Below are 11,838 nucleotides of genomic sequence, written 5' to 3' on the forward strand. Positions count from 1 at the left end.
AACGCCCCAACCCAGCGGTATATCCGCTGGGTTTTCTTTTGTATACTAACGGCCTTTCGTTCCAATAATAATTATCAATAAGCCTTTAAAATGGATAAGAAAAAGCAACGCAGTCTCAATATGTGGCTCAAACAGCAAAGCAAGCTCGCCAAGCGCTGGCTCATACTTGCCATTGGGCTCGGTATCATATCTAGCTTATTTTTGCTCGTTCAAGCCGCCCTCATCGCCACGATTCTTCATCAGTTGATTATTGAACAAGTAGACAAGTACACGCTCATTCCTCAATTTATCGGACTGATGGCAACAATCGCGTTACGATCGATCTGCTCATGGGGTAGAGAAATGGCCGGTTTTCACGCCGGGAAAGAGGTTCGAACCTACATCCGGCAGCTTATTTTTGAGAAGTTACGCTCCTTAGGGCCAGCTTATATTAAGGGCAAGCCCGCAGGCGCTTGGGCAACATTAACGTTAGAGCAAGTTGAAGATATGCACGACTTTTTCGCTCGTTACCTGCCTCAAATGTCACTGGCCGTGTTGATCCCATTGATTATTTTAGTCGTCGTCTTTCCGCTAAACTGGGCGGCTGGATTAATTTTCCTGATAACCGCCCCTTTAGTGCCACTCTTTATGGCTCTCGTTGGAATTAAAGCCGCAGATGCCAGCCGTAAAAACTTTAAGGCTCTGCAACGTTTATCTGGTCACTTTTATGACCGTTTACAATCAATGACAACGATCCGGCTGTTTGATCGCACTCAAGCAGAAACGGAAAAAATGCGTGGCGCATCAGAAGTTTTTCGTAAACGAACCATGGATGTATTACGCATCGCTTTCTTATCCTCTGCGGTATTAGAGTTTTTTACCTCGATTTCTATTGCTATCACCGCGGTCTATTTTGGATTTAGTTTTATTGGTGAATTGAATTTTGGTCACTATGGCGCAGGTGTGACGCTCTTTGCTGGCTTATTTATATTAATTCTCGCTCCTGAATTTTATCAGCCGCTGCGCGATCTCGGTACCTTCTACCATGCTAAGCAACAAGCGGTGGCTGCGGCCGAAAGTATTGCGGATTTTTTAGCCATTGATATTGAGAAAGTACGTTCAGGTCATCAGATACTCAATCACCAAGAGTCGATTGAGATTATTGCGCAAGATCTATGCGTATTTAGCCCAGAGGGGCATCCGTTGGTTGGCCCCGTTTCTTTTACCTTATCCAGAGGGCAAACCACGGCATTAGTCGGGCCGAGTGGCGCTGGTAAAACCAGCTTAGTGAATGCGATTCTCGGTTTTATGCCTTACCAAGGAAGCCTCACCATCAATGGGATTGAACTAAATCAATGCGATCATCATTGCTGGCGAGCGATGATCAGTTGGGTTGGGCAAAATCCGCTTTTGGTCCACGGCAGTATCCGTGACAACGTCACCCTGGGAAAGACCGAGATTGATGACCAGCAATTGCAAACGGTACTTGAAGAGGCTTTTGCTCGTGAGTTTGTGGATCATCATGGGTTGGATTATGTAATCAATGATCGCTCTGAAGGATTGTCCGTTGGCCAAGCACAACGTCTCGCTTTAGCCAGAGCTATGTTACAAAATGGCATGTTCTGGTTACTTGATGAGCCAACCGCTAGTTTAGATGCCAAAAGTGAACGATTAGTGATGCACAGCTTAGATCAACAAATTGCCAATAAGACCGCACTACTCGTCACCCATCAACTTGAACCACTTCGCTCAGTTGATCAAATATTAGTCATGCAAGATGGGCATATCGTACAAGTAGGAAGTTTTACTCAACTTAGTGAACAACCAGGACTGTTTGCCACAATGCTAACCGCAAACCAAACCAGAAAAGCCGCGGATAAGGGGAATTTAGATGCGTGATTTACTACCCTACCTCAAACTGTATAAAAAACATTGGTTTAGTTTATCTCTCGGGATGTTGTTGGCCTTTCTCACTCTTTTTGCATCTATCGGTTTGTTGACGCTATCTGGGTGGTTTTTATCTGCCGCAGCCGTTGCTGGACTCACGATAGCTCGGGAGACATTTAACTATATGCTACCCGGAGCCTTTGTTCGTGGCTTTGCGATGGGGCGTACGGCTGGACGTTGGGGTGAACGCGTCGTTAGCCATAACGCAACCTTTAAATTATTAACCGATTTGCGGGTGTTTTTTTTCCAAAAACTAGCACCGCTCGTACCTGGTCGGCTATCTAGCCTACGAGATGCGGACTTATTAAACCGTTTAGTCGCAGACATCGATGCCATGGATCATGTTTACTTGCGCCTTATTAGTCCACTTACGGTCGGAATACTCGGTATCGCTGGCTTAACCGCTTTACTCTGTTGGTTTGATGCCACTTTAGGACTAACCCTCGGCGGTATTTTACTTCTTATCTTACTCACTTGGCCTCCTCTTTTTTACTGGCTCGGTAAACGCAATGGTCAAGCATTAACCGAGCATAAGGCCCACCTGAGAATTGCCACGTTAGACTGGCTACAAGGTTACAGTGAGTTAGTCATTTTTGGTGCTGAAGCTCACTATCGAAAAGCTATTTTTATCGCGCAAGATAAGTTGCTGTACAACCAAAAAATTAATGCTCATTTTACCGGTCTAGCGCAAGCTTTTTTACTGCTTGTCAATGGTTGGGTTTTAGTTCTCATGCTCTGGCTAGCGGCCGATGGTGTCAACGGGCAAGCCCCTGATCCAATGGTCGCTCTCATCGCTTTTGCCACCATGGCTAGCGTTGAACTCCTTATGCCAATTGCCGGAGCTTTTCAACATTTAGGACAAACATTAACCTCTGCTCGACGATTAAACGAAATTCTCCTTAGTGAGCCAGAAGTCTCCTTTACCGAACAACCCACCGTCCATTCGGGACAATTTGATATTTATTTTGATCATGCTTGTTTTCATTATCCAGACAGCTCACAAACGGTGTTAAACCAGATTAACCTCGCGATCCCAACAGGAAACAAAGTAGCCATTGTTGGCCAAACTGGTTCTGGGAAATCGACCTTAATTCAGTTGTTATGCCGTTATTGGGACGTACAACAAGGTCAAATCACCCTTGGTGGCACCCCTCTACAAGCGTGGCAAGAAAGTGACTTACGCTCTGCAATAAGTGTCGTTAGCCAACGAGTTGATATTCTCAATGGTAGCCTACGCGACAATCTAGCATTAGCGAAACCTCATGCTCAAGAAGATGAACTTTGTCAAACACTTATCGATGTAGGTTTAAATAAATTACTTGATGGTCAGGGTTTAAACACTTGGCTCGGTGATGGTGGCCGCCAGTTATCTGGTGGCGAAAAGCGACGTATCGGAATCGCGAGAGCATTATTGCATGATGGTCCAATCTTACTGCTTGATGAACCCACAGAAGGTTTAGACAAGCAAACCGAGCAGCAGATTATGACGCTATTACAAACACAGTTTGCCCATAAAACGGTGATTTTTATTACCCATCGATTGGTCGATCTAGAATCAATGGACACCATTTGTTTAATTGATCAGGGAGAAATTGTAGAACAAGGGGATCATGCCACGCTACTTGCCCAAAAAGCTCGTTACTACCAGCTATATCAAACCTTATAATCCTTTCATCGATAAGCTCTCGGCAAGAAAACATTGCCGAGAGTTTATTAATAGAAAATGAACGAACCTCCCGATTCTCTTCCCGCATGCAGCAAAGATATAAATAACACATTGAACTCGTTGCCAATTTATATATGATACTTGCCCTATACCTATTATTGTGACATGGATGATAATCGGTATACTCTTTATGAAATGACAACAAATACTCTTTTTCTGTCACTCAATACAGGATCAGACTCAGAGATAAACAACGGAGTTGCTAGTGAAAAAATTATTACTTGCCTCAGCTGTCGCTGTCGCCGCGGTTGGTGGTTATTACTACACAACAGGTTCAGATACTTCAACTGATGCATTGTTAGGGTCAATCCCTGCCGATTCCCCTTTGGTTGTTATGCAAACAGAAGCGTACGACCATTTTGAATACGTCAATACCATGGGGAAATCCCAACAAAGTTTGTATGATTTATTCGCCGATTTCGACCTGACTGCAGAACAAGATTTCATGGTCGCTTATTTAGATGGCTATTTACAAAGTGCTGTCGATAAAAAAACCTTTAAAGCATATTCAGGTACGCCAGATAAAGTAAAACCGGTTTTTTATACGTTAGGTATGATCCCTGTTTATAAAATACAGTTAGAAGATACTGCCGCATTCTGGAATACCATCGATCAAACAGAACAAGCCACGGGTGCAACTCATCAAGCAACTAAATTGGGCAATATTGATTATCGTCGCTATAGACTAAGCGATGAAAATGGCGAAGAGATTAATCTAGTCATCGCGGTTCATGACAATGTGGCTACCTTTACGCTTGATTTTCCTTTACTTAAAGAAGCAAATCCACTTAAGTTAGCATTAGGGGTTGAAAAACCACAAAAGGCTTTTGCTGACAGCGATATTCTTTCTGGACTACAACGTAAATACGGTAAGCAATATAGTAGCTACGGATATTTAGATCACCAAGAGATCATTAAAGGTTTTACCCAACCAGCAAGTAACTTACTTGCTCGACAAGTCGATATCCTGCAAGAATACAACCCAGAACCTTTTATCGAAGAGTTACGTGAACCGAATTGCCAAAGTGAGTTTGCAACTATCGCCAGCCACTGGCCAAGAACCGTTGCCTTAACTCATTATCAAGCTAAAAATGATCAAGTGAATCTTGACGGACAGATTGTGCTTGAGAGCACCAATAAAGTCATTCTTAATGCAATCCAATCGATACGCGGATTTATGCCTAAAATGTCGGCTCAAGACAGCATCTTTGAATTCGGATTCGGGTTAGATGTTGCTAAATTAGCGCCAGCAATCAATACCATTTGGCAAGATATCCAACAACCCACCTATCAGTGCGATTTTTTAGCTGAAATGCAACAAGAAATGGGCTCAGAAAACCCAGCGGCGATGTTAAGTATGGGTTCAAGCATGGTCAATGGCATGAAGGGAATGCATTTCACCTTAAATGATGTCGCTCTGGATCTGCAAAAACCTTATTCTCCCCAGTTTGAAAAACTCGATTTTCTATTTACCTTATCCGCGGAGAATCCTATAGCGCTGCTCCAAACAGCTCAGATGTTTATCCCTCAACTCGCACAGTTAACCATTCAACCAAATGGTAATCCGGTTGATCTTTCTGCATTACTCAAATCAGAAACAGGCGTTTCTACACCACTCTTTGCACGCTTAAATGACAAGCATCTTGCGCTTTATGCAGGTGAACGGTCATCAACAAACTCGCAAAGTGTGTTGGCATCGTCACTAGAGGCACAAGGCTTATTCCAATTTGCAGTGAACGCACCACGCGTATTGGAATTAATGGAATTAGTGGCAGAGATGCAAGGTGAAGAAGTACCAGAAGATATTAGTGCAGGGTTAAATAGCAATGCCGTTTCTCAAATTACTTTTGATGTAAATGATCATGGTTTTGTTTTAGGCTATGACCATAACGTAAAAATGAAGAAATAGTCACTGTTTTATCTCACAATAAAAACCCCGAGCATGCTCGGGGTTTTTATTGGCATTCAAATAATAAAGCACTTAGCGATGAGCTTTGCCACCTTGAGAGCGGCCACCTTGCTCGACACCACGGTTTCGCGTACTAGAAGCCGGTTTACGACGAGCATTGGCAGGTGTTTTACTAGTTGTCGTTCCGTTTGTGATACGGGTTTTAGGTTTAGTTGAACCTGTTGTTACGCGTTCTTCATGACGACGAACCGCCCGACGAATTTTCTGGCTACGAGAGCGCTCACGCTTACGAGAAGTGTTGTCTTTAGATTGGTCAAGCATACTTTCTCGCTCAGGGCGTAATTCAACCAATTCACGCAAATAATTCACTTGCTTGAGATCAAGCTCCATCCAACCGCCACGAGGCAGTTTTTTATCCAAGAAAATATCGCCATAACGAACACGTTTCAAACGGCTGACTGTGGTATCTTGAGATTCCCATAAGCGGCGAACTTCACGGTTACGTCCTTCATTAATTACTACGTAAAAGGTATGGTTCATACCTTCACCGCCCGCATAGACAACATCTTCAAAACGGGCTAAACCGTCTTCAAGCTGCACACCTCGAACTAAATTGCGGACTTTTTCTTCGTTAATTTCGCCGAACACACGGACTAAGTATTCACGTTCAACCTGACGGCTAGGATGCATTAAACGATTCGCCAACTCACCATCCGTCGTAAATAGCAGTAAGCCGGAGGTGTTTGCATCCAAGCGCCCTACTGAAATCCAACGAGAACCGCGAATTTTTGGCAGGCGATCAAAAACCGTACGACGACCTTCTGGGTCATGGCGAGTACAGAGCTCTCCTTCGGGTTTATAATACGCTAGCACTCGGCAAATAACCTCTTCTTGTGCTTTGGCTGAAACCACATGCCCGTCGATACGCACAACTGCATTTTCATCGTCTAGGCGCTCGCCCAGAACAGCTACCTTGCCATTAACACTTACACGTCCAGCTCGGATCAGAGCTTCAAGCTCTCGACGAGAACCATGACCAGCACGTGCTAAAACCTTTTGTAACTTTTCGCTCATTTATCTACCTATGATGTCGTCTTCTCAGACGTCGAATGACAATATGCGACGTTAAAATCGCGGTCGCGCATTATCGCAAATAACCAGAAGAAAAGCATCCGTTTTATCCATCATCACCTTTACTCAAATGGTGTCGGATCTCCCGCACCCAAGCGGGTCACTCGCATCTCATCTTCACTAAAATCAATCACTGTTGTGGGCTGTTCCCCTAAATAACCGCCATTTAAAATCACGTCGACGACATGCTCTAAACGATCACGAATTTCTTCAGGATCCGCTTCCGTTGTTTCTTTACCGGGTAAGATCAACGAGGTAGACATCAAAGGTTCACCCAAGGCTTCCAGTAAGTCTAGCGCAATTTTATTGTCTGGCACTCGAATACCAATCGTTTTACGTTTTGCATTCATTAGCCGACGCGGCACTTCTTTGGTTCCTTTAAAAATAAAGGTATATGGCCCCGGAGTATTATTTTTCAGCAGACGAAAAGCCGTATTATCCACTCGGGCATACAATGAAAGCTCAGATAAATCACGGCATAATAGGGTGAAATTGTGCTTATCATCTAAACGACGAATTTGGCAAATACGCTCTAAAGCCTGTTTATTTTCTAACTGACAACCCAGTGCATAACCAGAATCGGTTGGATAAACCACAACCCCACCGTTGCGAATAATGGCTACCGCTTGATTGATCAAACGAGCTTGTGGGTTTTCAGGATGAACATAAAAAAATTGACTCATTCTTATTCCTCATTATCGAGTCTCTCGACTCTAAGGTCTGGAAGATGCTTCCAATCTTTCCAAACCGGTTCAACGCCTGCGGGCAACCAGAGATTTCGTCCTAACTCCATCCACGGAGAGGGGTAATGGAAATCACTGCCTTGCGAAGCGAGTAGATTATACTGTATCGCGTAATCACCGAGGGTACGCTTCTCTTGTGGAGCTTGTTGCGGTTGAGCGACTTCCATCGCATCGCCACCAGCTTCAACAAATGCATTAATTAAGCGCTTAAGCCATTTCGCCGTCAAGTCATATCGGCCCGGATGCGCTAAAACCGCCTGCCCACCAGCGGCATGAATGGCTTCTATCGCGTCAGCCATCGAACACCAAGTGGGAGGAACATAACCTGGGTTATTACGGGTTAAATATTTTTTAAAGACTTGCTGCATGGTTTTTACATAGCCTTCATCCACTAACCATTTAGCAAAATGAGCACGCGTTATCGGTGCATCGCCAGCAATCGCCTGCACTTCTTCCAATACTCCAGGGCGAGTGGCTTTGGCGAGTCGTTCCGCTATTAACTCAGCTCGATAAATACGCCGCTGCTTTTGCTTTTCAATTAATGTCGTTAATGCCACATGCTCAGGGTCAATATTCAGCCCAACGATATGGATGTCTTTATTTTGCCAAACGGTTGAAAACTCAATACCGTTAATCAAGGTAATCGGATATTGACCCGCTTCAATGTACGCATGAGCGGGAGCCAAAGCATCTACCGTATCATGATCAGTAATCGCCAACACATCAATGTTGAATTCCAGTGCACGATCAATCAATTGGTTAGGCTCAAAGCGTCCATCCGATGCCGTTGTGTGACTGTGTAGGTCAATTTTCATCATTTTTTCATTTTGTCTATTATTAAGGCTTGACTTTTCTCTCTCGCACTAGTTAACTAGTACACAAATACAAGAGTACCGTGCTAAGGCTTGCTATGTTACAAGAATTTAACTCAAACCCTAAATCTAATTTCAGATCAGTCAATACTGAACTGAATGGATGGCGTATCTGGGTTCATACCTGGCGGGCTGATGTGTACTGTTAGTTAAACAACGCATTGATAAAGCCCGCTCCCACAGCGGGCTTTTTGTTCGCACAATCAAAACAAACGACACGCGGTAAATCGCCCCTAAAACGTCACCGTATTGAATAGACAAGGAGGTCTTGTGAACAAGACCATGAGCAGACAAAAACCAGCACCGATCCACGTTATCAAGCAAGCGCTGGACTATACACAAGATCCCACCGCACTTTTTCACGCTTTATGTGAAGGGAAAACAGACTGCTTACTGCTGGAATCAGCAGAGATCAACTCCAAACAAAATCTCAAAAGTTTGTTACTGATTGATGCCGCAGTACGCATAACGTGCATTGGCCATGAAGTCACATTTAAAGCCCTGAGCGACAATGGTCGTGACTTAATTCAAGTGCTGATCGAGCACCTCAATGAGTCGGTCACCGCTCAGCAGCAAGAAGATTCACTGATTTTATCTTTTTGTGCTCCTTGCAATACGCTTGATGAAGATTCTCGATTGCGTGAGGCTTCTTCCTTTGATGCCCTTCGGCTGGTTCAGCATAGTTTTGACCTCACCCAACAAGATAAACATGCCATCTTTCTCGGTGGATTATTTGCCTATGACTTAGTGGCGAATTTTGAACCATTAGGTGAAGCGAAAGCCATCAATCACTGCCCTGATTACGTTTTTTATGTGGCAGAAACACTGATGGTAGTCGATCACCAACAAGCCACCTGCCAATTGCAAGCCACCGCCTTTACAACAAATACCGAGACGTGTACTGCGCTGCAGCAGCGTCTCAACCAAATTAAACAACAAGCGAGTCAATCGTTAGCTCAACCTGTTGCACAAACACTGACACAAATAGAGGTGGCCACCAATATCAGTGATAACGATTTTTGTCACTTAGTCGAAGATCTCAAACAGTATGTGGTACAAGGCGATATTTTTCAGGTTGTCCCTTCACGCCGTTTCACTTTGCCCTGTCCTTCACCGTTAGCTGCTTATCAACGATTAAAAGAAAGTAATCCAAGCCCTTATATGTTCTATATGCAAGATGAACATTTTACGTTGTTTGGTGCATCGCCTGAAAGCGCACTCAAATATGAAACACAGACTAACCAAATTGAAATTTATCCGATTGCTGGCACTCGACCTCGAGGAAAGCGGGCTGATGGCTCAATCGATTATGATTTAGATAGTCGAATTGAACTGGAACTACGCTGCGATAAGAAAGAAAACGCCGAACATATGATGCTGGTCGATTTGGCTCGTAATGATGTTGCGCGGATAGCCAAAGCAGGCACTCGCCATGTGGCCGATTTACTAAAAGTGGATCGATATAGCCATGTGATGCATTTGGTTTCTCGTGTTGTCGGTCAGCTGCGTGATGATCTTGATGCGCTACACGCTTATCAAGCCTGCATGAATATGGGCACCTTAACCGGAGCACCAAAAATTCGGGCAATGCAACTGATTCGAGACGTCGAAAAAGAACGTCGAGGTAGCTACGGAGGAGCTGTCGGTTACCTGACTGGGGAAGGCGATTTAGATACCTGCATTGTCATCCGCTCAGCGTATGTCGAGAACGGCATGGCTCATGTTCAAGCGGGGGCCGGTGTTGTTTATGATTCTGACCCACAGTCGGAAGCCGATGAAACTCGCGGAAAAGCGCAAGCCGTTATTTCTGCTATTCAATCCGCGCACCAAGAATAAGGATAGCGATCATGGCAAATATCATATTTATCGATAACTTTGACTCCTTTACCTATAACTTGGTCGACCAATTTCGTTCACTCGGGCACCAAGTGACCATTTATCGGAATCATATCGCGGCTACCGTTATCGAGCAGGCTATCCAACAGTTTGATAATCCGGTACTGGTATTATCTCCGGGCCCAGGAGCCCCCTCTCAGGCAGGAGCCATGCCCAACATTCTTCAACGCTTGAAAGGAAAAGTACCCATGATCGGCATCTGCCTCGGTCATCAAGCGATAGTAGAAGCCTACGGCGGTATCGTTAGCGGAGCCGATGAGATTGTCCATGGTAAAGTTTCCATGATGAAGCATCATCAACACCCTATTTATCAAGGTTTAGCATCACCATTGGCGATTGCTCGTTATCATTCATTAGTGGCCACTCAAGTGCCAGAGTGTTTAACCGTCACCGCACAAGTCGATGGGTTAGTGATGTCTGTCGTCCATGAACAAGACAAAGTGTGCGGATTCCAGTTTCATCCCGAGTCCATTATGACCACGCAAGGAGCCACTTTATTAAAAAATGCCATTAATTGGGTTTTAGGACAATAAACCGTCGCAGGACAATAAACCGTCGATAGGTACTATTTTTACCCGCTCTTTATCAATCATTTTAAATGTGGGTCTTCAAGGATACGGAGAAATAACAATATGCAACATATCATTAATAAACTTTATCAGCAGCAGGCGCTTAATCAGCAAGAGAGCGAAACGCTATTTAGCGCGATTATTCGCGGGGAATGTGATGCTGCATTCATGGCTGCGGCGTTAACTGCCCTTAAAATCAAAGGGGAAACACCAGCAGAGATTGTGGGAGCGATTCAAGCTTTACTCGCTAATGCAGAACATTTCCCACGCCCTGATTATGATTTCGCGGATATCGTCGGCACTGGCGGTGATGGAGCCAATACCATTAATATTTCTACCACTGCCGCATTTGTTGCTGCCACATGTGGTGTAAAAATAGCTAAACATGGCAACCGTGGCGTCTCCAGCCAATCAGGATCGTCCGATCTCTTAGACGCGTTTGGTATTAATATGACCATGAGCGCGAATGATGCACGTCAAGCTCTGGATGATTTAGGGGTAACATTCTTATTTGCGCCGCAATACCACGGTGGGGTTCGCCATGCGATGCCTGTGCGCCAAAGCATGAAAACTCGCACTATTTTCAATATCTTAGGCCCCCTAATTAACCCAGCTCGTCCCAATATTGAATTGATGGGAGTCTACAGTTTAGATTTAGTTCGTCCTATTGCCGAAACCATGCTAAAAATGGGAATGAAACGAGCCGCTGTGGTTCATGGGGCAGGGCTAGACGAAGTCGCGATTCATGGCGAAACGCAGGTGGCTGAAATCAACGATGGTAAAATCATTGAGTACACATTAACGCCAGCCGATTTTGGCCTAAACACCTACCCACTGGACGCAATTCAAGGCGGTACTCCACAAGAGAATCGCGCCATCATCACCAACATTCTAACTGGCAAGGGAACGCCTGCTCAAATGAGCGCCGTCGCAATTAACGTTGCCCTCTTGCTACGCTTATTTGGCTTTGAAGATCTCACCGTCAATGCCGAGCGTGCGATGGATGTCATGAATTCCGGTAAAGCCTACCACTTGGTTCAACAACTAGCAGAACGAGGTTAAATTG

Annotated in this window: 10 protein-coding genes; 7 read left to right on the top strand and 3 right to left on the bottom strand. The window is 44.6% G+C overall.

Going from position 1 to position 11,838, the window contains the following annotated elements:
• Positions 1 to 90 precede the first annotated feature (90 nt).
• The 3 genes from cydD (at position 91) to FKN05_RS04180 (ending at position 5,561) form a co-directional block, all read left to right on the top strand.
• The gene (gene cydD / locus FKN05_RS04170; protein WP_170886954.1) at positions 91 to 1,878 is read left to right on the top strand and encodes a heme ABC transporter permease/ATP-binding protein CydD; all 1,788 of its coding nucleotides are present in this window, start codon (positions 91 to 93) and stop codon (positions 1,876 to 1,878) included.
• Positions 1,871 to 3,592: a heme ABC transporter ATP-binding protein/permease CydC gene (gene cydC / locus FKN05_RS04175; RefSeq protein WP_099612303.1), complete on the top strand. Its 1,722-nt coding sequence runs from the start codon at positions 1,871 to 1,873 to the stop codon at positions 3,590 to 3,592. The genes cydD and cydC overlap by 8 nt, the downstream gene beginning before the upstream one ends.
• A 265-nt stretch (positions 3,593 to 3,857) precedes the next feature.
• Positions 3,858 to 5,561, top strand: coding sequence for a hypothetical protein (locus FKN05_RS04180; protein WP_170886955.1), 1,704 nt, complete (start codon positions 3,858 to 3,860; stop codon positions 5,559 to 5,561).
• A 72-nt stretch (positions 5,562 to 5,633) separates the two neighbouring features.
• Here FKN05_RS04180 and rluB read toward each other — a convergent pair whose 3' ends face one another.
• The 3 genes from rluB to rnm all read right to left on the bottom strand — a co-directional run bounded on the left by rluB (position 5,634) and on the right by rnm (position 8,250).
• Complete coding sequence (gene rluB, locus FKN05_RS04185; RefSeq protein WP_099612300.1) at positions 5,634 to 6,635, bottom strand: 23S rRNA pseudouridine(2605) synthase RluB; 1,002 nt, start codon at positions 6,633 to 6,635, stop codon at positions 5,634 to 5,636.
• Between the two features lie 119 nt (positions 6,636 to 6,754).
• Complete coding sequence (locus FKN05_RS04190) at positions 6,755 to 7,375, bottom strand: L-threonylcarbamoyladenylate synthase (protein ID WP_099612299.1); 621 nt, start codon at positions 7,373 to 7,375, stop codon at positions 6,755 to 6,757.
• 2 nt (positions 7,376 to 7,377) lie between these two features.
• Positions 7,378 to 8,250, bottom strand: a complete 873-nt coding sequence (rnm, locus tag FKN05_RS04195; protein WP_170887236.1) for an RNase RNM — start codon at positions 8,248 to 8,250, stop codon at positions 7,378 to 7,380.
• Positions 8,251 to 8,345: 95 nt separating this feature from the next.
• Here rnm and trpL2 point away from each other — a divergent pair, with 95 nt between their 5' ends.
• From trpL2 to trpD, 4 genes are all read left to right on the top strand, one after another.
• Positions 8,346 to 8,456 carry a tryptophan operon leader peptide gene (gene trpL2, locus FKN05_RS04200; RefSeq protein WP_099612298.1) on the top strand — a complete coding sequence of 37 codons (111 nt, stop codon included), beginning with the start codon at positions 8,346 to 8,348 and terminating at the stop codon, positions 8,454 to 8,456.
• Between the two features lie 133 nt (positions 8,457 to 8,589).
• Entirely contained in the window at positions 8,590 to 10,143 is a 1,554-nt protein-coding gene (locus tag FKN05_RS04205; RefSeq protein WP_212752245.1) for an anthranilate synthase component 1, read from the top strand.
• A gap of 11 nt (positions 10,144 to 10,154) precedes the next feature.
• Positions 10,155 to 10,736, top strand: coding sequence for an aminodeoxychorismate/anthranilate synthase component II (locus tag FKN05_RS04210; RefSeq protein ID WP_099612296.1), 582 nt, complete (start codon positions 10,155 to 10,157; stop codon positions 10,734 to 10,736).
• A gap of 99 nt (positions 10,737 to 10,835) precedes the next feature.
• Positions 10,836 to 11,834, top strand: a complete 999-nt coding sequence (gene trpD, locus FKN05_RS04215) for an anthranilate phosphoribosyltransferase (protein WP_170886956.1) — start codon at positions 10,836 to 10,838, stop codon at positions 11,832 to 11,834.
• Positions 11,835 to 11,838: the final 4 nt, after the last annotated feature.

This window comes from Vibrio sp. 1-1(7), from assembly GCF_013048485.1.
GTDB lineage: Bacteria > Pseudomonadota > Gammaproteobacteria > Enterobacterales > Vibrionaceae > Vibrio > Vibrio fujianensis.

Coding starts and splice junctions, on each gene's coding strand:
- cydD (WP_170886954.1), top strand. CDS start 91: ATGGATAAGAAAAAGCAACGCAGTCTCAATATGTGGCTCAAACAGCAA.
- cydC (WP_099612303.1), top strand. CDS start 1,871: ATGCGTGATTTACTACCCTACCTCAAACTGTATAAAAAACATTGGTTT.
- rluB (WP_099612300.1), bottom strand. CDS start 6,635: ATGAGCGAAAAGTTACAAAAGGTTTTAGCACGTGCTGGTCATGGTTCT.
- FKN05_RS04190 (WP_099612299.1), bottom strand. CDS start 7,375: ATGAGTCAATTTTTTTATGTTCATCCTGAAAACCCACAAGCTCGTTTG.
- rnm (WP_170887236.1), bottom strand. CDS start 8,250: ATGAAAATTGACCTACACAGTCACACAACGGCATCGGATGGACGCTTT.
- trpL2 (WP_099612298.1), top strand. CDS start 8,346: ATGTTACAAGAATTTAACTCAAACCCTAAATCTAATTTCAGATCAGTC.
- FKN05_RS04205 (WP_212752245.1), top strand. CDS start 8,590: ATGAGCAGACAAAAACCAGCACCGATCCACGTTATCAAGCAAGCGCTG.
- FKN05_RS04210 (WP_099612296.1), top strand. CDS start 10,155: ATGGCAAATATCATATTTATCGATAACTTTGACTCCTTTACCTATAAC.
- trpD (WP_170886956.1), top strand. CDS start 10,836: ATGCAACATATCATTAATAAACTTTATCAGCAGCAGGCGCTTAATCAG.